The sequence below is a fragment of the Bradyrhizobium sp. Unk1 genome (assembly GCF_059512345.1).
This window is the reverse complement of sequence record NZ_JCAMOP010000006.1, coordinates 223,855-249,136: the sequence shown is the minus strand read 5'-3', so window position 1 is coordinate 249,136 and position 25,282 is coordinate 223,855. Positions and strand designations below refer to the sequence as shown.

Annotated in this window: 23 protein-coding genes; 14 read left to right on the top strand and 9 right to left on the bottom strand. The window is 62.6% G+C overall.

The features are described 5' to 3' along the window. Window positions 1-231 precede the first annotated feature (231 nt). Both AC5ZFO_RS10355 and dprA read left to right on the top strand, forming a co-directional pair. The gene (locus tag AC5ZFO_RS10355; protein WP_404979773.1) at window positions 232-657 is read left to right on the top strand and encodes a DoxX family protein; all 426 of its coding nucleotides are present in this window, start codon (window positions 232-234) and stop codon (window positions 655-657) included. A 106-nt stretch (window positions 658-763) separates the two neighbouring features. Then, window positions 764-1,906, top strand: a complete 1,143-nt coding sequence (gene dprA / locus AC5ZFO_RS10350) for a DNA-processing protein DprA (RefSeq protein ID WP_282520914.1) — start codon at window positions 764-766, stop codon at window positions 1,904-1,906. On the opposite strand, the gene AC5ZFO_RS10345 is transcribed toward dprA, so the two are convergent. After that, the gene (locus tag AC5ZFO_RS10345; RefSeq protein WP_282520915.1) at window positions 1,903-2,313 is read right to left on the bottom strand and encodes a winged helix-turn-helix transcriptional regulator; all 411 of its coding nucleotides are present in this window, start codon (window positions 2,311-2,313) and stop codon (window positions 1,903-1,905) included. The two genes, dprA and AC5ZFO_RS10345, sit on opposite strands and share 4 nt — an antisense overlap. An 84-nt stretch (window positions 2,314-2,397) precedes the next feature. Between AC5ZFO_RS10345 and AC5ZFO_RS10340 the strand changes: the two genes are divergently transcribed. Beyond that, window positions 2,398-3,006, top strand: a complete 609-nt coding sequence (locus AC5ZFO_RS10340; protein ID WP_282520916.1) for an FMN-dependent NADH-azoreductase — start codon at window positions 2,398-2,400, stop codon at window positions 3,004-3,006. Window positions 3,007-3,064: 58 nt separating this feature from the next. On the opposite strand, the gene AC5ZFO_RS10335 is transcribed toward AC5ZFO_RS10340, so the two are convergent. Together AC5ZFO_RS10335 and AC5ZFO_RS10330 are read right to left on the bottom strand one after the other, a co-directional pair. Continuing rightward, a complete protein-coding gene (locus AC5ZFO_RS10335; RefSeq protein WP_282520917.1) occupies window positions 3,065-3,247 on the bottom strand; it encodes a hypothetical protein in 183 nt (60 codons plus the stop codon). Between the two features lie 175 nt (window positions 3,248-3,422). Then, window positions 3,423-4,196 (bottom strand): SDR family oxidoreductase, encoded by a 774-nt coding sequence (locus tag AC5ZFO_RS10330; protein WP_282520918.1) that lies wholly within the window; start codon window positions 4,194-4,196, stop codon window positions 3,423-3,425. Window positions 4,197-4,317: 121 nt separating this feature from the next. Between AC5ZFO_RS10330 and AC5ZFO_RS10325 the strand changes: the two genes are divergently transcribed. Together AC5ZFO_RS10325 and AC5ZFO_RS10320 are read left to right on the top strand one after the other, a co-directional pair. Next, window positions 4,318-4,785: a winged helix-turn-helix transcriptional regulator gene (locus tag AC5ZFO_RS10325; RefSeq protein ID WP_282520919.1), complete on the top strand. Its 468-nt coding sequence runs from the start codon at window positions 4,318-4,320 to the stop codon at window positions 4,783-4,785. A gap of 513 nt (window positions 4,786-5,298) precedes the next feature. Continuing rightward, the gene (locus AC5ZFO_RS10320) at window positions 5,299-8,439 is read left to right on the top strand and encodes a chemotaxis protein CheB (RefSeq protein ID WP_496122024.1); all 3,141 of its coding nucleotides are present in this window, start codon (window positions 5,299-5,301) and stop codon (window positions 8,437-8,439) included. A gap of 317 nt (window positions 8,440-8,756) precedes the next feature. Here the strand turns inward: AC5ZFO_RS10320 and AC5ZFO_RS10315 are convergent, their stop codons facing one another. Then, window positions 8,757-9,164, bottom strand: a complete 408-nt coding sequence (locus AC5ZFO_RS10315) for a DUF6894 family protein (protein WP_282520921.1) — start codon at window positions 9,162-9,164, stop codon at window positions 8,757-8,759. Beyond that, window positions 9,164-9,904, bottom strand: a complete 741-nt coding sequence (locus AC5ZFO_RS10310; protein WP_496122023.1) for a Crp/Fnr family transcriptional regulator — start codon at window positions 9,902-9,904, stop codon at window positions 9,164-9,166. The genes AC5ZFO_RS10315 and AC5ZFO_RS10310 overlap by 1 nt, the downstream gene beginning before the upstream one ends. An 867-nt stretch (window positions 9,905-10,771) precedes the next feature. On the opposite strand from AC5ZFO_RS10310, the gene AC5ZFO_RS10305 reads away from it, so the two are divergent. Then, window positions 10,772-11,335, top strand: coding sequence for a flavodoxin family protein (locus tag AC5ZFO_RS10305; RefSeq protein ID WP_282520924.1), 564 nt, complete (start codon window positions 10,772-10,774; stop codon window positions 11,333-11,335). Between the two features lie 188 nt (window positions 11,336-11,523). Here the strand turns inward: AC5ZFO_RS10305 and AC5ZFO_RS10300 are convergent, their stop codons facing one another. Further along, the gene (locus AC5ZFO_RS10300; protein WP_282520925.1) at window positions 11,524-11,763 is read right to left on the bottom strand and encodes a hypothetical protein; all 240 of its coding nucleotides are present in this window, start codon (window positions 11,761-11,763) and stop codon (window positions 11,524-11,526) included. A 227-nt stretch (window positions 11,764-11,990) separates the two neighbouring features. Here AC5ZFO_RS10300 and topA point away from each other — a divergent pair, with 227 nt between their 5' ends. The 4 genes from topA to AC5ZFO_RS10280 are packed head-to-tail and all read left to right on the top strand — an operon-like array spanning window position 11,991 to window position 18,352. Next, window positions 11,991-14,732, top strand: coding sequence for a type I DNA topoisomerase (gene topA, locus AC5ZFO_RS10295; protein WP_496122022.1), 2,742 nt, complete (start codon window positions 11,991-11,993; stop codon window positions 14,730-14,732). Between the two features lie 19 nt (window positions 14,733-14,751). Further along, window positions 14,752-17,136, top strand: coding sequence for a ribonuclease R (rnr, locus tag AC5ZFO_RS10290; protein ID WP_496122021.1), 2,385 nt, complete (start codon window positions 14,752-14,754; stop codon window positions 17,134-17,136). Then, window positions 17,130-17,570 carry a DUF983 domain-containing protein gene (locus AC5ZFO_RS10285; protein ID WP_028155044.1) on the top strand — a complete coding sequence of 147 codons (441 nt, stop codon included), beginning with the start codon at window positions 17,130-17,132 and terminating at the stop codon, window positions 17,568-17,570. Before rnr ends, AC5ZFO_RS10285 begins: the two co-directional genes overlap by 7 nt. Before the next feature lie 32 nt (window positions 17,571-17,602). Continuing rightward, window positions 17,603-18,352 carry an NUDIX hydrolase gene (locus AC5ZFO_RS10280; RefSeq protein ID WP_496122020.1) on the top strand — a complete coding sequence of 250 codons (750 nt, stop codon included), beginning with the start codon at window positions 17,603-17,605 and terminating at the stop codon, window positions 18,350-18,352. A 27-nt stretch (window positions 18,353-18,379) separates the two neighbouring features. Here the strand turns inward: AC5ZFO_RS10280 and AC5ZFO_RS10275 are convergent, their stop codons facing one another. Continuing rightward, window positions 18,380-19,738, bottom strand: coding sequence for a metallophosphoesterase family protein (locus AC5ZFO_RS10275; RefSeq protein ID WP_496122019.1), 1,359 nt, complete (start codon window positions 19,736-19,738; stop codon window positions 18,380-18,382). Between the two features lie 76 nt (window positions 19,739-19,814). Further along, a complete protein-coding gene (locus tag AC5ZFO_RS10270; protein ID WP_282520930.1) occupies window positions 19,815-20,357 on the bottom strand; it encodes a hypothetical protein in 543 nt (180 codons plus the stop codon). A gap of 220 nt (window positions 20,358-20,577) precedes the next feature. Between AC5ZFO_RS10270 and AC5ZFO_RS10265 the strand changes: the two genes are divergently transcribed. From AC5ZFO_RS10265 to AC5ZFO_RS10255, 3 genes are all read left to right on the top strand, one after another. Then, window positions 20,578-21,903 carry an LLM class flavin-dependent oxidoreductase gene (locus tag AC5ZFO_RS10265; protein ID WP_282520931.1) on the top strand — a complete coding sequence of 442 codons (1,326 nt, stop codon included), beginning with the start codon at window positions 20,578-20,580 and terminating at the stop codon, window positions 21,901-21,903. A gap of 207 nt (window positions 21,904-22,110) precedes the next feature. After that, window positions 22,111-22,278: a 50S ribosomal protein L33 gene (gene rpmG / locus AC5ZFO_RS10260; protein ID WP_007603295.1), complete on the top strand. Its 168-nt coding sequence runs from the start codon at window positions 22,111-22,113 to the stop codon at window positions 22,276-22,278. 1,202 nt (window positions 22,279-23,480) lie between these two features. Next, entirely contained in the window at window positions 23,481-23,807 is a 327-nt protein-coding gene (locus AC5ZFO_RS10255) for a BA14K family protein (protein ID WP_063982797.1), read from the top strand. A 158-nt stretch (window positions 23,808-23,965) separates the two neighbouring features. Here AC5ZFO_RS10255 and AC5ZFO_RS10250 read toward each other — a convergent pair whose 3' ends face one another. Continuing rightward, the gene (locus tag AC5ZFO_RS10250; protein ID WP_282520932.1) at window positions 23,966-24,238 is read right to left on the bottom strand and encodes a hypothetical protein; all 273 of its coding nucleotides are present in this window, start codon (window positions 24,236-24,238) and stop codon (window positions 23,966-23,968) included. Window positions 24,239-24,426: 188 nt separating this feature from the next. Here AC5ZFO_RS10250 and AC5ZFO_RS10245 point away from each other — a divergent pair, with 188 nt between their 5' ends. Next, window positions 24,427-25,275, top strand: coding sequence for an SDR family NAD(P)-dependent oxidoreductase (locus tag AC5ZFO_RS10245; RefSeq protein ID WP_496122018.1), 849 nt, complete (start codon window positions 24,427-24,429; stop codon window positions 25,273-25,275). The last annotated feature ends 7 nt before the right edge of the window (window positions 25,276-25,282 follow it).

The following is a 25,282-nucleotide window of genomic DNA, read 5'->3' as shown; positions in this document are numbered from 1 at the left end:
CATGCGTGAAGTCGATCGGGACCAGCGGCTCGACCAGAGCATTCGCCTTCGTGGGCGCCGCGCCGATGAGATCAAGAATGGAAACAGTATCTTTCAATTATTTCTATTTTTATCGCAGATCGGGCCAGTTTGAGGTCACAACGCAGGGCCCTGCGGCGCGCACTCTTACGGACCACGAACGCTTGGTGCGTCACCGCCGTCGGACCTCAACCAAGCTCAGGAGCGATGACCATGGATACGACCCGTTATGCTTCCCTCGTTGGCCGGCTGCTGATCGGCCTCCCGTTTGCAATGAGTGGCTTCGGCAAGCTCACCGCCTATGGTGCGACGACCGCTTACATCGCCTCTGCGGGATTGCCGGTGCCCCCGTTGGCATATGCGATCGCAGTTCTCGTCGAGCTCGGTGGCGGTCTCCTGCTGATCGCGGGCTATCAAGCCCGCTCGGTCGCGCTGGCGCTCGCCATATTCTCGCTGGCCGCGGCCGTCTCGTTCCACAACAACTTTGCCGACCAGAATCAGATGATCCATTTCCTCAAGAATGTGATGATGGCAGGCGGTCTGCTTCAGATCTTTGCCTTCGGAGCCGGTGCGCTCAGCCTTGACGCTCGCGTCTCGCGGAGCGGCGTCGCTGTCGCTCAGGCGGCGCACGCGCGTTGAATGGACGACCTTGCGGAAGACCCGTCGACCACGTCGGGTCTTCCGGCCGCGCCTTTGAAGCCCGATCAAGCGCACGCAACTGTTGCCCACGCCCTCAGGTTGTTCCATGCTGCTCCCACAAGGAGACGCCGTGGACGCCATCAATCCGAGCGTTGAGCTGACCGAGGCCGAACGGATCGACCGCCTGCGGCTGATCCGCTCCGACAATGTCGGGCCGCGCACCTTCCGTTCGCTGGTCGATCATTTCGGCACGGCGCGCGCCGCGCTGGAGCGCCTGCCCGATCTGGCTCGCCGGGGCGGCGCGTCGCGATCGGGGCGTATCTGTAGCGCGGATGAGGCGAAGGCCGAGCTCGACGCAAGCCGCAAGTTCGGCATCGCCTGGCTCGCGCCCGGTGAGGACGGTTATCCGGCGCGGCTCGCCACGCTCGACGACGCGCCGCCGCTGCTCGCCGTGCGCGGCGACACCACGACCCTGATGCGTCCGATGATCGCGATCGTCGGTTCGCGCAACGCCTCCGGCGCCGGACTCAAATTCGCCGGCCAGCTCGCGCGCGAGCTCGGCGAAGCCGGCTTCATCGTCATCTCGGGGCTCGCCCGCGGCGTCGACCAGGCCGCGCACCGCGCAAGTGTCGAAAGCGGCACGATCGCGGTGCTCGCTGGCGGGCATGACTGCATCTATCCGCCCGAGCATGGCGACCTGCTCGCCGCGATCCTCGATCATTCGGGCGCTGCGATCTCCGAGATGCCGCTCGGCCACGAGCCGCGCGCCCGCGACTTCCCCCGCCGCAACCGGCTGATCTCGGGCGCCGCGCTCGGCGTGGTCGTGGTGGAGGCCGCGCACCGCTCGGGCTCGCTGATCACCGCGCGCATGGCGGCCGAACAGGGCCGCGAGGTGTTCGCGGTGCCCGGCTCGCCGCTCGACCCGCGCGCCGCCGGCACCAACGATCTGATCAAGCAGGGCGCAACGCTCGTCACCGAAGCGTCCGACATCATCAACGCTGTCGCACCGATCATGGAGCGGCCGCTGATGCATCCGGCGAACGAGCCCGACAGCGAACCGTTCGAGAGCGATCCGCAATCACACGACCGCGACCAGATCACCGGCCTGCTCGGGCCAGCGCCCATCTCGATCGACGACCTCGTGCGGATGTCCGGCGCCTCGCCCGCGATCGTCCGCACGGTGCTGCTGGAGCTGGAGCTTGCCGGCCGCCTCGAACGGCACGGCGGTGGATTGGTGTCGCTGCTTTAGCTGTCGCTGCGCCGATCGAATAGCGTCCGTGCAGCTTCGATCTTCGTCAGATGGTCCATCGCCCACTGCCCGAGTGCCTTCACCGGCTGCTGCAGCCCTCGGCCGAGGTCCGTCAGCTCGTAATCGACACGCGGCGGAATGGTCGGAAAGATCGTGCGCGTGACGAGGCCGTCGCGCTCCAATCCGCGCAGCGTCAAGGTCAGCATCCGCTGCGAGATGCCGCTGATCATGCGCTTCAGCTCATTGAAGCGCTTGGGCCCGTCGCTCAGGTTCATGATGACGAACACGCTCCATTTGTCGCCGACGCGCGACAGGACCGAGGCCACGCCGCGGCAGTCGGCATGGTCGGGATCCGGCAGCCGCGGTGCAGGCAAATCGGTGTGTGCAGGTTTCAATGATGTGCCCATGGCTCAAAAAAGTGCGTTCTTGCGGGGGATTTGACAGTCACTCATGTAGTGCGGGTTACAAATCTATACCATAGGTGAACCCCCATGAAACTCCTCCATATCGACTCCAGCGTGCTCGGCCCCCACTCCGTCTCCAGGCAGGTTTCCGCCGCCATCGTCGACCGTCTCCGGCAGGCGACGCCGTCGCTCGACCTCGTCTATCGCGATTTGACGCAAATCCCGCTCGCCCACCTCTCCGGCTCACACCTCGCGGCCGCGCAAGGCGCCCCGGCTCCGGCGGAACTCGGACCCGACCTTGCCGCGAGCGCGGCGGTGCTGAACGAGTTCCTCGATGCCGATATCGTCGTGATCGGCGCGCCCATGTACAATTTTACGATCCCGAGCCAGCTCAAGGCCTGGATCGACCGCGTCCTCGTGGTGGGGAAAACGTTCAAATACGACGCGAACGGCCCCCAGGGCCTTGCCGGCAACAAGCGCGTGATCGTGGCGATCTCGCGTGGCGGCTATTACGGCCCGGGCACACCGGCCGCCTCGCTTGAGCACCTCGAAACCTATTTGCGCGGCGTGTTCGCGTTCATGGGCATCACGAGCCCCGAATTCATCATCGCCGACGGCATCCAGGTTGGCCCTGAGCATCGTGAGAAAGCGCTGGCCGGAGCGCTTCAGGCTGCCACCAGCCTGCAGGCGGCGTAAAACCTACGCCGACACCAGCCGCTGCCGGACTCCGGCGGCGGCTGAGAGTTCAACAGCGCTAAAACCAGGCGCCCTGAACGCCAAGAATGACGGCGACGAGCGAAATGAAAAGCCCGATGCCTGAGAAAAGTGCCACCCCGATGAACTCGGACGTGTCGGAGTGCTTGGCGGGAATGACGGAATGTTCGGTGTAAATACGCGGTTCTGAAATCGACGAAGAAATACGAGCTGCCTTTGACATCGCGGGCTCCCTGAAAATGAGTCTTGTGACCCCTTCCCGCAAAAGGGTCTCGGCAGCGCAAGCGAAGGTTCAACGCCTCACGCAAGGTTCAGAGCAATACAGCCACCGAGGTGCAGGAACCGGCCGGCGCAACCGATGGCGTCGCGCCGACCGATTCAATTTTCGCAAACGTTGATCAGCCGCGATAGATCGGTGCGCCGCTCGGAGACGCCACCGCGCCGCCGTCGACGAAGATCTCCTGGCCCTGAATGTGCGCTGAATCATCCGAGGCGAGGAACAGCACCGTCTTCGAGATGTGATCTGGTTCACCAATGCGCCCCAACGGGGTCGACAGCGCGATGCGCTTCTCGAACTCCTTCTCCGCTTCGGGCGTTGCGACCGCGGCGCCCCAGATCGGCGTGCGGATCGCACCGGGCGCGACGACGTTGACGCGAATTCCGCGCGGCGACAGTTCCGACGCCATGATCCGCGCCATCGCGCGCACGCCGGCCTTGGCGGCGCCATAGGCCGAATAGCCGGGAATGCCGAGCACGGAGATCACCGAGCCGTTGAGGATGATCGAGGCATTGTCGTTGAGATAAGGCAGCGCCGACTGGACCGTGAAGAACACGCCGGTGAGGTTGGTGCTGATGACCTTCTCGAAAACCTCCAGCGTCGCCGAACCGAGCGGCGTGCCGCCGGGAATGCCGGCATTGGCAAACACGATGTCGAGCTTGCCGAATTTTTCGGCGCCCTTCTTGATCGCAGCTTCGGTCGCGGCAATGTCGGTGGCGTCGGCCGCGACCGCGAACCCGTTCGGGCCAAGCTCCTTCGCCGCGACCTCCAGCGTCTCCTTGTTGCGCCCGGTGATGATCACCTTCGCGCCCTCGGCCACAAACAGCTTTGCCGTCGCCAGGCCAATGCCGCTATTGCCGCCCGTAATCAATGCCGTCTTGTTCTTCAGTCTCACGCTCGTCTCCAGTGGTTGCATCATAAAACTATGTTGCCATCTAGAGCAGATGGTTTTATGATGCAACCACACAAGCGCGTGATCGGCACCGAAACCGTGCGAACGCGACAGGACCAGGGCGATGGTGAAACGAACGAGCTTCGAGGGCGATTCCTGCCCGATCGCGCGGTCGCTGGAAGCGATTGGCGACTGGTGGTCGCTGTTGATCATTCGCGAGGCGCTGTTCGGCCTGCGCCGCTTCGGCGAGTTTCAGAGCAAGCTCGGCATGGCCAAGAACATCTTGTCGGCCCGGCTGCGCGCGCTGGTCGACCACGGCATTCTCTCAACCGCCCCCGCCTCCGACGGCAGCGCCTATCAAGAGTATGTGCTGACGCCGAAAGGCCGCGGCACCTTTCCGATCCTGGTGGCGCTGCGGCAATGGAGCGAGGAGTTCGACGACACGCCTGACGAGATCGCAACCATTCTGGTCGATCGCGAGAAAGGCCGCCCGATCCGGAAGCTCGAAATGCGCGCCGAGGATGGGCGGTTGCTCAGTCCCGCGGATACGATGGTGAAGCCCCGGCCGGCGCCGCGACGGCGGACGGCCTGAGAGGATTCAACTGCCGCTGATGCGCGCACCCGTTCCCCGATTTGCGATCATGCCGAACGGAGCATGGTCCTGGAAAAGACCCACCCCATTCCGCGGGGTGGAGCACCCATCTTGGCAATCTCAGTTGGGTCAGACCGAAATCTCTGAGCGCCTCGCCAACGCCTTTTGGCGCTGAAACTCGAAGATCATCGCGTCGACGCTAAGATCGAGCACTAGGATCCGGGGCGTAGCGCATTAGCGACGAGAAGACGGTCGATCTGCTGCAGCCGACATCCCGATCACCTCAACCTCTTTAGCAAATCTCGCGTTAACCGACATTGGGCTGCCCCTGCCTTCGTGCCCGGTGCCTGCCCGGACTGCTCTGGCGGAAACTCCGCGCGCGCTCTCTCCCTTTTCTGTTTTATGGCGTTTCGCAAAGGCTTAGTGTGCGAATCTGGGCGGTCATGGCGGGCAAAGTCCAGAATCTCCCGCGGCCTGCACCGTGCGAGTTCCCCAGCTCCGGCCGAGGAAGACATGGAAAAGAAGCGATCGAACAGTGTCGGCGATAAGGCAGGCGCCACACGAAGACGACCGCCGTCCCTCGTCGTGGGTATCGGGGCATCGGCCGGCGGACTTGCCGCGTTCAGGAGCTTTTTCGATCATATGCCTGCTGACACCGGCATGGCTTTTGTCCTCGTTCAGCACCTCGATCCCGACCACGACAGCCTGCTGGTAGAATTGCTGCGGCCGCACACCGCTATGGAAGTGGTGGAGGCGCAGGATCAGGCGATCCTGGTGCCGAACCAGATTCATGTAATTCCGCCGAATGCGACCCTGACCCTTGAAGGCGATGTGCTGCGAGTTTCGACGCCAGTACCCCCTAGGGAATACCGCCGCCCGATCGATACGTTTTTTGCTTCGCTGGCGGAAAGTCAGGAGGATTGCGCGGTCGGCATCATCTTGTCGGGTGTCGGCAGCGACGGGTCGCTGGGAGTCAAGGCGATCAAGGAATATGGCGGTTTCACCCTCGCCCAGGCGGAATTCGACGAAACCGCCATGACGGGGATGCCGAGTAGCGCCGCGGCAACAGGACTTGTCGATCGCGTGGCCTCGGTCGAGAGCCTTCCGACGAAGCTTCTTGAGCACCAGGCCCATCTGGCCAAGGTCGAGGAGCAGAAGGGTGCTGATGGGGCCCGCGAGGATATCCGGGAAAGCCTGACCGCGATTACTGCGCTGCTGCGCAAGCGCCTCAAGCATGACTTCAGCGGTTACAAGCAAAATACCCTGATCCGGCGAATCCAGCGGCGAATGCAAGTACTGCAGATCGAAGCCGTTCCCGCATATGCTGAGCATCTGCGACGCGAGCCGTCGGAGGGCGACGCGCTGTTTCGCGAGTTGCTGATCGGTGTCACGCAATTTTTCCGCGACGAAGAGCCGTTTGAGGCGCTCAAGGCGAATATGCTGCCGTCGCTGCTCGCAGCGAGGGATGCCGACGATCCGATCCGGGTCTGGGTTGCCGGTTGTGCCACCGGCGAAGAGGTCTATTCGATCGCCATCCTGCTGCAGGAAGTTCTCGGCTCGCGTCGGACCGGGGCCGCAGTCACCATCTTTGCAACCGATATCGATCCACAGGCTATCACGTTAGCACGTACGGCGCGATTCCGGCGGATGGATGGCTTATCACCGGAGCGGCTCCAGCGCTGGTTTGTGAGGGATGGGGAAGATTACATTCCGGTCCATGCTATTCGCGAGATGTGCGTTTTCTCGGAGCATAATCTGGTACGGGATCCTCCATTCTCGAGAATTGACCTGATCTCCTGCCGCAACGTGCTGATCTACATGGACAACGACTTTCAGCACCGCGTCATGCAGACGTTCCATTATGCGCTACGGCCCGGCGGCTATCTCTTCATCGGGCCGTCGGAAAGCATTAGCCGAGAATCGCGACTGTTTAGCGCCGCCGACAAGAAGCATCGTATTTTGCAACGACACGACAGCGTGCGAGCAGCGTTGCCGGAATTTCTGCCCCAAGCAGGCAGCGGTTTAGCCATCCACGCTGCTACTACCCGCACCGAGGATCAGATCGACAAGAGCGCGCGCCGCGTCATGGCGAAGCATTCTCCAGCCTATTTCGTCATCGACCGCCACCACAGCATCGTGCGGTATTCGGGTGGCGAGACCGGCCGCTATCTCGAGCCTTCGGAAGGTAATGCGAGCCTGGATTTGTTTGCGAATTTGGCGAAGAGCATGCGGACGCATGTGCGCCACGCCGTAGAGCGTGCCTTTTCATCCGGCCATGCGATTGAAGAAGAGATTTTGAAGGTCGAAGGGGGCCAACCGGTCGACCTCCTCATCGAACCGATCGTCGAATCCGGAAGGCCGCCCGGCCTTGTCGTAGTAGGGTTTCGCCCGAGCCGGCCCCGAGACGAACCAACGCCACAGAGCGATGCGTGGCCGGCCTCCCAGCCGGATGTTGAGGCGCTCCAACAGGAATTTCATGCGCTGCAAATCAGCTATCAGGCGACTAGCGACGAATTGGAAAGCCAGATCGAAAACATGAAGTCGGTCACCGAGGAATTCCAGTCGGTGAACGAGGAACTGCAGTCTTCTAATGAGGAACTGGAAACGGCCAAGGAGGAAATGCAGTCTGTCAATGAGGAACTCCAAACCATCAATAACGAGCTGCACGGCAAGAACGACCTGCTGATGCAAGCGAACAACGACCTACAGAATCTTCTCGACAGCACGCAAATCGCGACCATCTTTCTCGACGACGAGCTCTGCATCAGGAATTTCACGCCGGCGGCGAGGGAGGTGTTTTCCCTGCGTGACGGCGATCGCGGCCGACCAATGACCGATATCGTGTCCCTGCTTTCCTACGACCAACTTCGCGAGGACGTTAGCAAGGTTCAGCGCACGCTGGGGGTCGTCGAGAGCCAGCTCGACCTCAAGGACGAGAGCGCGACCTACATGATGCGGATACGGCCCTATCGCACCGTCGCCAACGTCATCTCCGGTGTCGTGATAACCTTTAACAACATCAGCGAGCAAAAGCAGCACCACGATCATCTGCAGTTACTGATGAAGGAACTGCAGCACCGCACCAACAATCTTTTCGCGGTCATTCAGGCAATGGCCCGCCAAGCAGTGCGAACCAGCGACTCATTGGCTGACTTCGAGCAGCAGTTTGGGGCGCGGGTACAGTCGTTGGCCCAATCCAACGCGCTGCTCATCGATCAACAATGGAAAGGCGTCTCGCTGGACAAACTGATCGAAGCTCAGCTCGCTCCTTTCATTGGCATTGATGCCGGGCGGATCGAGATGGCAGGGCCGCCGGCTACGATGGCCGCCGAGACCATCCAGACGATTGGGCTGGCCCTGCATGAACTCGCGACCAACGCATCGAAATATGGCGCGCTGTCAACGCCGAATGGAAAGGTCACGCTTAATTGGAGTTTCGGCGGCGGAAATGGCGCTCCGGAGTTCTTTAGATTGGAATGGCAAGAGTTAGGTGGACCTCCGGTCAAACCGTCGACTCATAAGGGTTTTGGCCATTTTGTCATCGACCAGATGGTCACACGTTCTCTCGACGCCACAGTCCAGGTTGACCTCGCGCCGGATGGGTTGCGATGGGAGGCGCGAATGCCCGCGAGCGAGGCGCGCGTTAGAAGATAGGCTCGTCCTCAGCTGATGGAGAGCCCTCAAAATTTTCATGACCTTAACATATGTGACGTCGGTAATCGCTAATTCGCGCCAGTATCTACCCTGATCTCGGGGGGCTGCTGAGGGACGGGCATAGGTCCCGTATCAATCGCCTGCCTTCTCAATCGCCTGCCTTCGCTCATGCGGCAGCGCGCGGCTTGGGTCGGTCTGCTTGTCGGTTGGTCCGCGGCGGAGAGGCTACCGAAGGGCGGCTTCGTTCGCAAAAAAGAGCGCGAAAGTCCGCACAACTGCCCTTCGAGGTCGTTAGCGGGCAAAGCAGCAAATGCCGATTACGCAGCATGGAAAGCGGAAAGATTGGCACGAATGGCATCGAATATTCTTCTGGTCCGTGTGAACTCCGCCCGAATTTCGTCCTTCAGCCTTTCGCTCCGCGCGGCTTGGCGCCGGCAATTTTCGAGCGCCAAGGCGTTTTCTCGCTTGATGCTAGAAATGTGTCTCACTGCCGACGGTCGCAGGACTTCGGAAAACGGTACCTGCATCAGTACATTTTTCTTATCGTCGATGATCTCGAACGCATCGCTTGTCGGATCCTGCCGCTCACGCAGCTTTTCAAAAGCGATAGTCAAGGCAGCCTCACAGGTATCGAGATAGGCGGCCTCGAGCGAGGAGAACTCCACCCCGATGTCGTCAACGCAAATCTCGCCTAGTGAGGTGTGGTTGATAAAGAAACGGGGCATCAGATTGCTCCTTCGTCGAAAAGTTTCACTCCGTCGAGATATTGCGGGTCGAATTCCGCGATTGCGTAAAGACCCTCTCTGTCCAAAATCGTAAGGTGGGTGCGGGTAAGCTCAATCAGACCCTGGCTCCGCAAGGTCTGCATCGTCCGGTTGATGTGCACCGACGACAACCCGAGAGTGTCTGCAAGATCGCGCTGGGTCAGCGGAAACTCGAAGGTTGCGCGGGCGCCGCGTCCACTGAGCTGCAAGCGGTGCGAAACTTCGCACAGAAAATGCGCTAGTCTGGTTTGGGCTGTGCGCTGTCCAAGCCAGACCATCCATTCCTGCTGAATCGCGGCCTGCGCGGCGGTCTCGAACCACAGCGCGCGCGCGATCGCCGGACGATTATTCATCAGCTCGTTCAACTGGCGCAGGGGAATTGAAAGACAGATCGCATCGGTGAGCGCATAGACCGATCTGCGGGATTGACGAAACACGATCTTGCCGGCATTCAGCGAATCTCCTTCCACGAACACCGCGACAATTTGCTGATTGCCGTCCGAGAAGGTGCGTACCGCTCGCGCCATACCGCTACAAAGAATGAGTAGCGACGACAATTCTGCGCCCTCTTCGATCAAGCATTCGCCTTTCAGCGCGCGCCGCGGCGCAGAAGCCGTTCGAAAAAGCGCCTGCTGATCTGATATCGGCAACGCCATCCGAAACGATAATTTGGTCACAAACGGCGCGAAGTTATGGGGCATCGATCTGTCTTGTGCTCTTGTCCGCTGCGGACTGTCGATGAGCCGGCGACGCGACCTTAGTCTGTCCGCTTGGGATAAGCTTTCCTGGCCGGGCAACCTCCAAAACCAGCCTCCTTGGTAAGGAGTCCAGGTATTCGGTTTGGTTCCGGTACCCGAACGGTTTTTGTGCGCTGCGGCGCCGCAACAAGCCCTGCTGCCGGTTTAGTGGGTCACTGAAAAGCCCCGGCCCAAGCCGCCGAAATGCGATTGCCCCCTATCGGGTTTCAGCCGGCAGTTTTTCAACAGTCGACAGACCCATTACCGTCTCGGCGGCTGCAACCCCGGCGACGTCAGCCACTCCGTCATGTGAACCGCGATTTCGTCGAAACGTGCCCTACGGAGCAGAGATTCTCTCTTGGGACCTGGGGGGAGTTGTTTGGCCTGTTCGCGCAACTCTCGGGCTTCACTGGCAAGTCGCACATCAAGTGCGTCCACCTGTTTCACTCGTCTTCGTTTCATGTTCTCATCCCGGCTTGGAATTCCGCACGAATGGAATCTTCAACCGTCCTGACAATTGCGCGGTTCCGAAAGCGGGGTCGCCAAAACGTCGGCGAAATAACCTATGTTAATGGACGAGTGTTCAGACGGCGCGCGGTTATGGTCCCCTTCAGCTTGCCGGTGTTTCGAGACCAATCCTTCCAGCGGAATGCGGCAGGCTACCTACAGGATTGAACTGCCTTCACGCCGTCATGGCGAGCGGCTTATCCGTCGAAGAGCGAAGGCGGAAGCGAAGCAATCCAGACTGCTACCCGCGGAAAGACCCTGGATTGCTTCAATGACGACGCAGAGGGACTTGTACAAAAGATCGACGGCGTCAAAGATGGCTAGATGCCCACCATGCACCTGCTGGCCATCGTCTATTTTTCCATCACCGGCACCACCGAGGAGCTGGCGCATGCGGTGGCGCGCGGCGCGGCCGGGATGGCGGAGATCGCGCTTTGTCGGATCACCGGCGACGACATCGTGTCGGGCCGTTTCCAGAATGAGCGATTGCTGGAGACAATTGACCGCGCCGACGCGGTCGCATTTGGCAGCCCAACCTACATGGGCGGGCCGGCGGCGCAATTCAAAGCTTTTGCAGACGCTTCAAGCGACCGATGGACCCAGCAAAGATGGGCCAACAAGATCGCGGCCGGATTCACGACGGGTGCCTGCGCAGGCGGCGATCAACTGCACACGCTGACCTACTTTACGATCCTGGCTGCTCAGCACGGCATGCTCTGGTGCGGGCTCGATATTCCCGGAGGCGAGGATCCGAACGGCCGCAATCGATTAGGCAGCCAGCTTGGACTGGCGACGCATCTGGTCGAAGGCGCCTTGCCACACAGCGACCTCGGCACGGCCGAATATCTCGGCCAGCGATTGGCTAGAATGGCAAGCCGCAGCGGCTGACCGCGCCCGAGCAGCGCGCTCAATTCTCTCGCCGTCACCCTGAGGTGCTCGCCTCTTCGGCGAGCCTCGAAGGATGGGCGGCCCGGCTGCATCAGCAGGGCCGCCCATCCTTCGAGGCTCCCGGCGCGATGCCTTTGCATCGCGCCACTCGCGCCTCAGGATGACGGAATTGATGGAATTGCGCGCCGCTACGACAGCTTGCGCTTGCTCCGCAGCCGCAGGTGCTCGTCGGCCTCTAGCTTGGTCATGCCCAAGAGATAATGCAGCACGTCGAGCTTGTGGCGCTCGGCGAGCTTGCGCAACGCCGCGACCTGCTCGGCAATGAAGGCGACGGCCTCATCGACGCCGCCCTCCCCTGGTTCCTCGCCGCGCGAGCCCCCCGGCGCGCCTGATGCGGCGCGCGCCCGTTTCTTTCCTGGCTTAGTCACCAGACCCCACCCGAATCCATGCCCCGGGAGGACTCTACGCTGACATTGACCGCAACTCCAAGGTGGTATTTTGCAACTTTCTCGATATGAAACTTTTCCCATTCAGGGTGATTTCAACACCCCTCGATTTGACAGCGAGGGCCTCACCACCCATGTTCGGGTCGAAACGGCCGATCCGAATCTCATCGGAAGCGGCTCGTAATTTCCCCGTAAGTTACTGGAACTACATGAATATCGTCATTGTGGAGTCGCCGGCGAAAGCCAAGACGATCAACAAATATCTGGGCTCGTCCTACGAGGTTCTGGCCTCGTTCGGCCATGTCCGCGACCTCCCGGCGAAGAACGGTTCCGTCGATCCGGACGAAAATTTCAAGATGATCTGGGAGGTCGACCCCAAGGCGGCCGGCCGGCTCAACGATATCGCCAAGTCCCTGAAGAACGCCGACCGCTTGATTCTGGCGACCGACCCTGATCGCGAGGGCGAGGCCATCTCCTGGCACGTGCTGGAGGTGCTGAAGGAAAAGCGCGCGCTGAAGGATCAGAAGATCGAGCGCGTGGTGTTCAACGCCATCACCAAGCAGGCCGTCACGGATGCGATGAAGAATCCGCGCCAGATCGACGGCGCGCTGGTCGACGCCTATATGGCGCGCCGGGCGCTGGACTATCTGGTCGGCTTCACCCTCTCCCCCGTGCTGTGGCGCAAGCTGCCGGGCGCCCGCTCGGCCGGCCGCGTGCAGTCGGTGGCACTGCGGCTGGTCTGCGACCGCGAGCTCGAGATCGAAAAGTTCGTGCCGCGCGAGTACTGGTCGCTGATCGCGACCTTGCTGACGCCGCGCGGCGACGCCTTCGAGGCGCGCCTCGTCGGCGCCGACGGCAAGAAGATCCAGCGGCTCGACGTCGGCAGCGGCGCGGAAGCGGAAGACTTCAAGAAGGCGCTGGAAGCAGCCGCCTATGCCGTGACCTCGGTCGATGCGAAGCCGGCCCGGCGCAATCCGCAGGCCCCTTTCACCACCTCGACGCTGCAGCAGGAAGCCAGCCGCAAATACGGCTTTGCGCCGGCGCACACGATGCGCATCGCCCAACGCCTCTATGAGGGCATCGACATCGGCGGCGAGACCACCGGACTCATTACTTATATGCGTACCGACGGCGTGCAGATCGATCCGTCCGCGATCACCCAGGCGCGCAAGGTGATCGGCGAGGATTACGGCAACGCCTATGTGCCGGAGGCCCCGCGCCAGTACCAGGCCAAGGCCAAGAACGCCCAGGAAGCGCACGAAGCGATCCGCCCGACCGACATGTCGCGCCGCCCCGACAGCATGAGCCGCAAGCTCGATGCCGACCAGGCGCGACTCTATGAGCTGATCTGGAAGCGCACCATCGCGAGCCAGATGGAATCGGCCGAGCTCGAGCGCACCACCGTCGACATCACTGCGAAGGCAGGCTCCCGCACGCTGGAGCTGCGGGCGACGGGCCAGGTCGTCAAGTTCGACGGTTTTCTGGCGCTCTATCAGGAAGGCCGCGACGACGAGGAGGACGAGGACTCCCGCCGCCTGCCCGCGATGAGCCCGAACGACGCGCTCAAGCGGCAGTCGCTCGCCGTCACCCAGCACTTCACCGAGCCGCCGCCGCGCTTCTCGGAAGCCTCGCTGGTCAAGCGCATGGAAGAGCTCGGCATCGGCCGTCCCTCGACCTATGCCTCGATCCTCCAGGTCCTGAAGGACCGCGGCTACGTCAAGCTGGAGAAGAAGCGCCTGCACGGCGAGGACAAGGGCCGCGTTGTGGTCGCCTTCCTCGAAAGCTTCTTCAGCCGCTACGTCGAATATGACTTCACCGCCAATCTGGAGGAGCAGCTCGACCGCATCTCCAACAACGAGATCTCCTGGCAGCAGGTGCTGAAGGATTTCTGGACCGGCTTCATCGGCGCCGTCGACGAGATCAAGGATCTGCGCGTAGCCCAGGTGCTCGACGTGCTCGACGACATGTTGGGCCAGCACATCTATCCGCCCCGTGCCGATGGCGGCGATATCAGGCAGTGCCCGAGCTGCGGCAACGGCCGGCTCAATCTCAAGGCCGGCAAGTTCGGCGCCTTCGTCGGCTGCTCGAACTATCCGGAATGCCGCTACACCCGCCAGCTCGCCGCCGACAGCGAGACCACCGCCGACCGTTCGCTCGGCCAGGACCCTGATACGGGTCGCGATGTCTGGGTCAAGGCCGGCCGCTTCGGGCCGTATATCCAGCTCGGCGAGCAGAAGGATTATGAGGAAGGCGAGAAGCCGAAGCGCGCGGGCATCCCGAAGGGCACCTCGCCGGGCGATGTCGAGCTCGAGCTTGCGCTGAAGCTGTTGTCGCTGCCGCGCGAGATCGGCAAGCATCCGGAGACCGGCCAGCCGATCACGGCAGGTCTCGGCCGTTTCGGGCCGTTCGTGAAGCACGAGAAGACCTACGCCAGCCTGGAGAGCGGCGACGAGGTCTTCGATATCGGCCTCAACCGCGCGGTGACGCTGATCGCGGAGAAGGTCGCCAAGGGCCCGAGCCGCCGCTTCGGCGCCGACCCCGGCAAGGCGATCGGCGATCATCCGACCCTCGGCACCGTCACGGTGAAGAGCGGCCGCTACGGCGCCTATGTCACGGCAGGCGGCGTCAACGCGACGATCCCGGCCGAGTTCGAAAAGGACACCGTCACGCTGCCGCAGGCGATCGCGCTGATCGACGAGCGCGCGGCCAAGGGCGGCGGCAAGACCAAGGCGAAGAAAGCCGCGAAGCCGGCCAAGGCCAAGAAGGCTGCGGAGAAGGCCGGCGATGACGCCGCGCCGAAGCCGAAGAAACCGGCCGCGAAGAAGGCGGCCAAACCCAAATCCGAATCCACCAGCAAGGCGCGCGCCGCCGTGTCGACGATCGCAAAAACGTCGCCGACCAAGACCGCCGCCCCCAAGGCTCCGGCCAAGAAGAGTGCCGGCAAGACCTAGATCAAGAATTAGAGGTTAAGTGAAACGCAAGAATGACCATGGCTTTCCCGACCGGAGCGCCATCGTCGCCTTCATCAAGGCAAATCCCGGAAAGGTCGGGACCCGCGAAATTGCGCGCGAGTTCGGCCTGAAGAACGCCAATCGCATCGAGCTCAAGCGCATGCTGCGCGAGCTCGCCGACGACGGCACCATCAAGAAAAAGCGCCACAAGGTTTCCGAGCCGGACAGCCTGCCGCCGACGCTGGTTGCCGACATCACCGGCCGTGACAGTGACGGCGAGCTGATCGCCTCCCCCACCGAATGGGACGAGGTCGAAAGCGGCGAACCGCCAAAAATCCTCATCGTCATGCCGCGCCGGCCAAAGCCGGGCACCGCGGCCGGAATCGGCGATCGCGCGCTGCTGCGCGTCGAGCGCTCGGACGAGAACGAAGGCCCGGCCTATCGCGGCCACATCATCAAGGTCTTCGACAAGACGAAGAGCCGCATCCTCGGCGTGTTCCGCAGTCTGCCCGAAGGCGGCGGACGGCTGGTCCCGGTCGACAAGAAGTCTGCCGACCGCGAGCTGAACATCGCCGCGGCCGACGCACACGGCGCGCAGGACGGCGACCTCGTCAGCGTCGACATCATCCGCTCGCGCGCGTTTGGGCTGGCCTCGGGCCGGGTCAAGGAGAAGCTCGGCTCGGTCAAGTCGGAGAAGGCGATCAGCCTGATCGCGATCTACGCGCACGACATCCCCCTGCAGTTCCGGCCCGCGGCAGAGCGTGAAGCCGAAGCGGCGGAGCCCGCCAATCTGAAGGGACGTGAAGACTGGCGCGACGTGCCGCTCGTCACCATCGATCCGCCGGATGCGAAGGATCACGACGACGCGGTGCATGCGCAACCCGACCCTGATCCGAACAACAGAGGCGGCTTCATCGTCGACGTCGCCATCGCGGACGTGAGCTTCTACGTGCGGCCGGGCACCGCGCTCGACCGCGATGCGCTCGATCGCGGCAACTCGGTTTATTTCCCGGACCGCGTCGTGCCGATGCTGCCCGAGCGCATCTCGAACAATCTCTGCTCGCTGGTGCCGGGCGAGCCGCGCGGCGCGCTCGCAGTGCGGATGGTGCTGGGCCCCGACGGGCGCAAGCGCTCGCACAGCTTCCACCGCATCCTGATGCGCTCGGCGGCGAAACTGAACTATGCGCAGGCGCAGGCCGCGATCGACGGCCGGCCCGACGATACCACCGGCCCGCTGCTCGATCCGATCCTGAGGCCGCTTTACGCCGCTTATGCCTGCGCCAAACGCGCCCGCGACGAGCGCGATCCGCTCAATCTCGATCTGCCCGAGCGCAAGATCCTGTTGAAGAGCGACGGCACGGTCGATCGCGTCGTCGTGCCCGAACGTCTCGATGCGCACAAGCTGATCGAGGAGTTCATGATCCTCGCCAACGTCGCGGCAGCCGAGATGCTGGAGAAGAAGTCTCTCCCGCTGATCTACCGCGTGCACGACGAGCCGACGCTGGAGAAGGTCCACGCACTCGCGGAGTTTCTGGAGACGCTGGACGTTCCGTTCGCGAAAGGCGGCGCGCTGCGGCCCGCTTTGTTCAACCGCGTGCTGGCGCAGCTCGAAGGCCATGACCACTTCCCGCTGGTGAGCGAGGTCGTGCTGCGCGCCCAGGCCCAGGCCGAATATTCCGCCGAGAATTACGGTCATTTCGGCCTGAACCTGCGCCGCTACGCGCATTTCACCTCGCCGATCCGCCGCTATGCCGACCTCGTCGTGCACCGCGCGCTGGTCCGCGCGCTCGGCCTCGGCGAAGGCGCCCTGCCCGACAGCGAGACGCCGGAAAGCCTTGGCGAGGTCGCAGCCCACATCTCGGTAACCGAACGGCGCGCGATGAAGGCGGAGCGCGAGACCGTCGACCGGCTGATCGCCCATCACCTCGCCGACCGCATCGGCGCGAGTTTCCAGAGCCGCGTCTCCGGCGTCACCCGCGCCGGCCTGTTCGTCAAGCTCGCAGAGACCGGCGCCGACGGCCTGATCCCGATCCGATCCCTTGGCACGGAATATTTCAACTATGACGAGAGCCGGCACGCGCTCGTCGGCACGCGCAGCGGCACCATGCATCAGCTGGGTGACGTCGTTGACGTCCGTCTGATAGAAGCAGCTCCCATCGCAGGCGCGCTGCGCTTCGAGCTGCTGTCGTCGACCGGCGAGACCGCGCCGCGCGGCCGCAGGCCATCCGGTCCGCAACGCCGCCCCTCGTTCAAGGCGCATCCCGGACGCAGCCCGGCGAAGAAACACAAGCCGGCGAAACAGAAGAAGCCCGGCAAGGGCAAGAAGGCCCAAGGTAAGAACCAAGGTAAGAACCAAGGCAAGAACAAAGGGAAAGGCAAGGGCCAGAAGGGCAAGGCATGGTGACGACGAGCACGGCCCCGAAGATCTGGACGCGCGAGACCGGCCTCGTCGAGAAGCGCGACGTCTGGACGGCCATGAAGCGAGGCTTCCGCGGCCGATGCCCGCGCTGCGGCGAGGGCAAGCTGTTCCGTGCTTTCCTCAAAACCGCGGACAATTGTGCGGTTTGCGGCCTCGACTTCACGCCGCACCGCGCCGACGATCTGCCGGCCTATCTCGTCATCGTCATCGTCGGCCACATCGTGGTGCCCACGATCCTCTGGATCGAGACCAACTACACCACGCCGGTCTGGCTCAGCTTCGCGGCCTATCTGCCCTTCACCTTCGTCGCCTCGCTCGCGTTGCTCCAGCCGGTCAAGGGAGCTGTGGTCGGTCTGCAATGGGCTCTGCGCATGCACGGCTTTGACGACAACCCTCCGGATGGTATTCCGCCGGTCTAAGCAAATAATCAAAAAGCGGTTTGGGTGAGGACATGACGGACACGTCGCAGGCAGCCGAGAAGGCCAAGATCCACGAGGGCAAGGAAGCCGACCACCATCCCTATTTCCGTCCCCGCGATGCGGCGACGCTGATCCTGGTCGACCGTAGCGGCAACATCCCAAAAGTCCTGGTCGGCAAGCGCCACGACAAGGTGGTGTTCATGCCCGGAAAGTTCGTCTTCCCCGGCGGTCGTGTCGACAAGGACGACTATCGCGTGCCGTGTGCTGCATCCATCACCGCCGAGCTGGAAGCCAATCTCGCCAAGGGCAGCCCGAAGACTCCGGCCTCGCGCGCCAAGTCGCTGGCGATTGCCGCAATCCGCGAGGCCTGCGAAGAGACCGGCCTCTGCCTCGGACGCAAGACCGAGGGGAAAGCAAAACTCGAGGGCGCCTGGAAGCCGTTCGCGGATGCGGGCCTGCTGCCCGACCCCTCAAGCCTGTTCCTGATCGCGCGCGCCATCACCCCGCCCGGCCGCGTCAAGCGCTTCGATACCCGCTTCTTCACCGCGGATGCGTCCGCGATCACCCACCGCGTCGAGGGCGTGATCCATGCGGATGCCGAGCTGGTCGAGCTGGTCTGGGTCGAGCTCGGCTCGAAGCCGCTCGCCGATCTGCATCCGATGACACGCAACGTGCTCAACGAGCTCGATGCGCGCCTTGCCACCGGCCCGCTCCGCCACGATGCGCCGGTGCCGTTCTTCCATTTCTACGGCGGCAAGATGCAGAAGGATATCTTGAGCTGATCCAGCCACCGAGCTCTCCAGGCTCGTTCACGCGATCAGCAAACTCAGCGCGGCACCTCTGAAGGCGCGGTCTTCGCTGCCACCTTGTCCGTGACCGATCGCCCAGTACTGCGGCCACACAAGCTGCTCCAACCCTCGCGCCGTCGCAGAGGTGAAGGACGACCAACGCGGGGAGCCGTGATCGCGGTATAGGAGACCGCCGGGGCCCATATCCGGATAGAAAGCGACGTGAATATCGAAATCGCCGCCTGCCGGAAAATCAGGTCCGAACCAATAGGATGGACTGCGTCCCGGTTGGCGCCCTACGATGGCTGTCAGAGTTTGCTTCGGTCCCCTGAGACCAAGCCAGAACGGCGCGATCGAACCAGGCGCGAAGGCCGTGAAAATCGTCTGAGCTGATGCGACATCGGTCGCGGCACTTCGTCCGACCAGTCTCAGCTCGATCCTGTGTCCGCTCTCCACACATCCGCTGAACGGCGCTTCGGCTTCCCCGGGCGGCAGCTCCCTCCATTTGGCGGGATCAGTATCCCGTAGCGGCCATTCCATCCTCTCCCTGACAACGCCGTCGGTATCGAGCACCTGATAACGCAGGCCTTCCTCGTCCAGCGCGGCTTGAACGCAATGCAGATACTCGACGCCTTCCGGCATCCTGTGCGCCGTTCCCGCGCCCGCAGTGCATATCTGCAGGACACCGCGATGCGCCTGGACGTCGAAGGCGAGGATGTGGCTGCACAGATAGGCAAGCACGTTTTCGTTCACCAGGATGTCCCAGAACGGGCGGGCATATTCGTGGCCGATCTCGCGCTGATACGTCCCCGTAAAGCCGTTGACGGGAAACACCGGGTGATGACCAAGGACGAGCTTGTGCCGGGCGTCACTATTTTCTCTGAGCGTCGCTTCCAGCCACCCGAGCTCGAGATGGCCCTCACCTCCAAGGCCGCTCCAGAGCGTGTTGACGAACACCATCAGGAGGTCGCCGCGCCGCACGAAGTAGGAGAGACCCGCTTGCCCCGGCGGCCCGTTCTTCGGCAGCGCGAGCACTGCGCGAAACACCGCCTCGCTCATCACATCATAGGTCGTGTGATTGCCGGTTGTGTGCCACATCGGAATGGCCGCACGGTCGAGCCATGCCATTTCCGTATCCAGCCAATAGCGCCACTGCGCGTGCAGCGCGCCCGGATCCGGCGTCAATCCGATGATTTCATCGCCCGGGAAGAGAACGAATTCAGGCTGCGGTCTCAGGCGTTGAACGACCGCATTGACCGAGGCGAAGGTCTTCTCGTGCAAGCCATCCGGCACGCCCGAACAGGAGTCGCCATACAACAGGAATTGGTGGCCCTTGCCGCGCGGCAGAATCGCGGGAATGGAGTTATTCGCTGAGGTCATGGCCTTCCATTGCGGTTTCGGCCGCGAGGATGGCAATTTCCGCAACGGGTAGCAACAGGCCGTGGCTGGACCTCAATCAGGAATCATCGGGCTCGGTGCCAACATAGTCGCGCGCCGGCAGTTTCAGGACGCGGCCGATCTCGCTTGCGAGCTTGTCCGCCTCCTCGCGCTTCGTGAAGCTCTGAAGCGTGATCGGCTCGGTGCCCCTGTTGCCGCAGAGATTGACGTCGTAGGTCGTCAGATCCGCATCGTAGTCGTCGGTGATGCTGACGAAGTGATAGTCGGCGAGATCGCGCTGACTGCGGATATTGAGCGGGCCGAACTGCCTGGTGATGACGATCTGGCGCAGCGTCTCGTTGAGTACGACGAAGGTGCGGAACGTCAGCAGGATGATTCCGGGGATGCCGACGAGCAGTCCCAACCCCGTGAACACCAGCACCGGCACGAGATCATCGGCGAGCCGGCCAAAACCGGAAAAATCCTGGCGCAGGCCGAGCGCGACGTTCCACAAGAGATAACCGCTCGCGGCCAGCAGCGGCAGCGACAGCAGGCGGCCGACCCATGGCATGGGCCGGTCGATGCGGACGGTGCCGCCGTCCACGGTCATTGCACCTGCCATTGAAGGTCTCCTCACGGGTCTTGGCTTGGTCGGGGCGAGCGGCGGATCGGTTCGATGGCTCCCCCTTGTCATTCCGGGGCGTGCGCAGCGCGAGCCCGGAATGACGCGATTGTGCTGAGCATGTCGCGAAAAACGAAAAAATCTTCCCGCCTCCCCCGATGGCGGAGTTCCCAGGCGTCCCTATGTCTTCCCCAACGACACCCAGAACGGATACGGGGCGATGGCACAACGGCAACTCAAGCTTGGCGCGTTCATGCGCCCGATCAGCATCCATACCGGCGCCTGGCGCTATCCGGGGGCCTGGCCGGACGCCAATTTCAACTTCGGCCACATCAAGACGCTGATCCAGAAGCTCGAGGCCGGCAAGTTCGACGCCTTCTTCATGGCCGATCACCTCGCCGTGCTGAACATGCCGGTCAACGCGCTCAAGCGCAGCCACACCGTGACCTCGTTCGAGCCGTTCACGCTGCTGTCGGCGCTGTCCGCCGTCACCGAGCGCATCGGCCTGATCGCGACGGGCTCGACGACCTTTGACGAGCCCTACCACGTGGCACGGCGCTTCGCCTCGCTCGACCATCTCAGCGGCGGGCGCGCGGGCTGGAACATCGTCACCACCTCGAATCCGGACGCGGCGCTGAATTTCGGCCTCGACGACCACATGGAGCATGCCGAGCGCTACAAGCGCGCCCGCGAGTTCTACGACGTGGTCACCGGCCTCTGGGATTCCTTCACCGACGACGCCTTCGTGCGCGACGTCGAAAGCGGCGTGTTCGTCGATCCCGCGAAGATGCACGTGCTCGACCACAACGGCAAATATCTGAAGGTGCGCGGCCCCCTCAACATCGCCCGCCCCGTGCAGGGCTGGCCGGTGATCGTGCAGGCCGGCGCATCGGAGGACGGCAGGCAGCTTGCGGCGGAGACGGCGGAAGCCGTGTTCACCGGCGGCGGCCCCCTCGCCGACGGCCAGAAGCTCTATGCCGACATCAAGGGCCGCATGGAGAAGATCGGCCGCGACCCCGAACATCTCAAGATTCTTCCCGGCGCCTTCGTCGTGGTCGGCGACAGCGTCGATGAGGCCAAGGAGAAGCGCGCCCTCCTCGACAGCCGCGTGCATTACGACAGCGCCATCGCCTCGCTCTCGGTCATCCTCGGCACGGACGCCTCAGGCTTCGATCCGGACGGGCAACTGCCGGAGATTCCGGAGACCAACGCCAGCAAGAGCGGCCGACAGCGCATGATCGACGTCGCCAAGCGCGACAAGCTCACGGTGCGCCAGCTCGCCCAGCGCGTCGGCGGCTATGGCGGGTTGTCCTTCGTCGGCACCGCCAAGACCATCGCCGACCAGATGGAGGAATGGCTGGTCGGGCGCGGCTCCGACGGCTTCAACATCATGTTCCCGTTCCTGCCCGCCGGCCTCGACGATTTCGTCGACAAGGTGGTGCCGGAGCTGCAGCGGCGCGGGATTTTCCGCAAAGAGTATGAAGGGGCCACTTTGAGGGAGAATCTGGGCCTGCCGCGGCCGAAAAACCGGTTCTTCGAGGCGTAATGGGACCGTTTTGGGTGGTTTTCCGCACTAGAGCCCCGTTCGGGGCTCTAGGTTGTTGTTTTTGACGCGTTTTCTTGACGCGAACCGGTGCCCACTTCGCTCGAAAACGCTTCGAAACCTTGACATCAGGCGGTTTCTGGCTAGGTTGCCGGCCAACGCGGGCCGTTTGGCCGGCTCCAGATTCCCTTCATTCCTGAGGTTCTGAACATGGCCAAAGCGGTCACCATCAAGGTCAAGCTCGTGTCCTCGGCTGACACCGGCTTCTACTACGTCGCCAAGAAGAATTCGCGCACCATGACCGACAAGCTGGTCAAGAAGAAGTACGATCCGGTCGCGCGCAAGCACGTCGAATTCCGCGAAGCCAAGATCAAGTAAGAAGATCAAGTAAGATCGCGGATTAAGCTACGGACTTTTGACGGGGCCTCACGGCCCCGTTTTTATTTGTGCCCTCTCATGTCGGGGCGCGAGACCGAAGCTGACGCCCTGCTCTTTCTCCACGCCGTCGTTGCGAGGAGCTGTTGCGACGAAGCAATCCAGAGCCGTTTCGCAGAGGGCCACGCTTGGTGCGGATGGCGAGCTTATAGGCAGATACCCCCCCTCAACCCTCGGTTGCCCAATCCGGAATGTATGTTACCGTGCATTTACCGGGGCGGCATCTCCGTCCCGGATTTGGGAAGGACATGCTCATGAAATTATCGTCAAGCTTTGTCGTGCCCTCAGCCATCGCTGTCTTGTCAACTGCCTTGCTGTGCGCTCCGGCAGCGTCGCAAATCCCGACTGGCTCCGCCGCCACGCTTCCTCCTGTCACGGTCGACGCGCCGAAACAGGTGGCAAAGCCGCACGTGTCGGAGCGGGGAGCAAACACAACGGCGCCGCGTCGGACTGCGTCAACCACTCGAACGTCAACCACGAGCACGCCTTCGTATGCGCCGGGTTCGGCGATGGGGAGGCTTGCCAGCCTGGAGAAAGTCGCCAGCAGCTGCAACGGTGGCTGTGCATCAAGCTTCCCAAGCGGCAAAGATCCCTGGGTTGGATGCAGCGAGTCGGGCGGCGGTCTGAACTATGGACCTTTCTCGCCAACGTGCCGAGACACCATCACCCATACATCCTACGAGGGTTGCGTCGAAACCAAGGTGTTCCTGGGCGAAAACCGAAACAGGGCCCACTGGTTTTGCAGCAGCCTGCAGGCCGGCAACAGGTTTAAGGTCGCCGAACTCAAGCGATCAGGACGTCGCTAGTCCATACCGCCCGGCGGCCTTCTGTTTCAGTTGAACCTGGACCCGATGTCAGCCAGCGCTGGCCGCAGCCAGCCCAGCGTCGCCCGCCGGTCGCGCGCAAGCGCACCGTCGAGGTGACGCTGCGCTGCGTCCGGGGAACGAGAGCAAAGGCAGGCGTGCGCCCGGCGCGCGGTGGACCATTCTTCCCGTTCCGCAAGCAAACGATTCTTTCTGCATTTGAACGACGAGATCGCGCCAGGTCGCGCGCATGCGATCAAACGCGCTTGTTCAGCGCAGATGTCGATCCAACTCCTCTCGCACCGGCAGCACAATTGCACCGGGCAATGATGGAGATGGACGATGACTGGACTTAAAATTCTCGCTGCCGTGGCTTTGTTGTCGGGCCTGACCGCAAGCGCCGCCTACGCGCAATCCGGCTTTGCGAGCAGTCATCCGGATACGTACGAGGCCGAGAACCCCAATCGCAACCTGAACGGCACGCTGACGCCGGCAGGTCGGCTGGGCCTCGAATTGCCGGATGGCGCAGCTCCTGCGCAAGGCGCGGACAGCGCCATGGCTCGCGCGGATGGCACGGCTTCACGTTCCTGCGCGGAGCGTTATCGATCCTACGATCCGGCAACGAGCACCTACCTCGGGTGGGATGGCAACCGCCATATTTGCAGGTAACGCAAAGCCGCAGCGCGAAGGCAGCCGGCATCGAAACGGCCGGCGCTGGCCCACGGGCTGCGCCTTCCGCTGCCCGCATCGGCCAAGGTGAACGTCGTGGCGTCCTAAAGCGCAATGAGATCGGAATGAATCGTCATCACCACTTTAGCGTCCGCTCGTTATTGCAGTCCCAACCCGCTGCAATACCACGCCATGTCTTCGTGTCTCCAGCCGCGCTTGACGCCTGATTGCTTGCATTCATCGTAGGTCTTGAAGTTCGCTCCGTTTCGGCAACCTGCCGGATAGGTCCCGAAACCGCCACCCGACGTCGAACATGCGACCGGGCTAACCTTCGTTTCCGAGATCGGGGCAGCAGCGGCTTTGGGGGCGGCGCTGGCTGCACTGATCGACAGAATGGTCAAACCCGCAAGTAGAAAAAATGAAGCTTTCATCATCTTCCCCCGAATGGAGGATAGCCGCCATGCTATCCCAGGATGTATGATAGCAGACAACACAACCAGCGCCAAGGCGCCTCCGGATCCGGCACGCTTCCCGATCGCTCGAAAACGCGGTCATATGGCGTCCGGGGACACTTTGGCGTTTTGGGGCAAGGGTATCCGCTTGCACGGGGAGAATGCGCGTGAAGGAACTCGCTGGAAAAACTGCGTTCGTGACCGGTGCAGCGTCAGGCATTGGACTGGGGATCGCAACCGCCTTCGCCCAAGCGGGGGCGAAAGTCATGCTTTGCGACATTGAAGAAGCGGCTCTGTCCGCGGCGCTCGAGCAACTGAGGCTCACCAACGTCGATGTCGACGGCGTGAAAGCGGACGTTTCACTCAAAGCCGAACTCGTGGCGGCCGCCGAAGCCACGACTGCCCGCTATGGCAAGGTGCATATCCTCGTCAACAACGCGGGCGTCGGCGGCGGTGGGGCCTATGGCGCCTGGACCGAGGCGTCGTGGAACTGGACCCTGGGCGTCAACCTGATGGCGACCATTTGGGGGATCGAGATTTTCGGGCCGTTGATCGAGCAGCATGGCGAGGGTGGACACATCGTCTCCACAGCCTCGATCGCCGGCCTCATTTCAGGGGAGAGCAATGCATACAACGTCTCCAAGTATGGCGTTGTCGCGCTGTCCGAGGGCCTGCGGCGTGAACTCGCGCCCCGAGGGATTGGCGTATCGGTGCTGTGTCCAGGGATCATCCGCACTCAAATCATGAACTCACGACGCAACCTCCCCAAGCGCTTCGAGGGGGCGCTCCCTGCCCTGCCGACTTCGGGCCCACGTGCCGAGTGGATCAATATGCTCCGGGAACGCATTTCTCAGGGCATAGAACCCAACTATGTCGGTGAACTCGTCCGCGAAGGCGTCGAAAAGGACTTGCCATACATCTTCACCGACCTCGAATTTGAGCCGATGATCGAAGCGCGCTTCGCCGCAATCAAGCAAGGCTTTGACCACATCCGCGGGCGCACCGCGAAACGTTGAGCGCGCA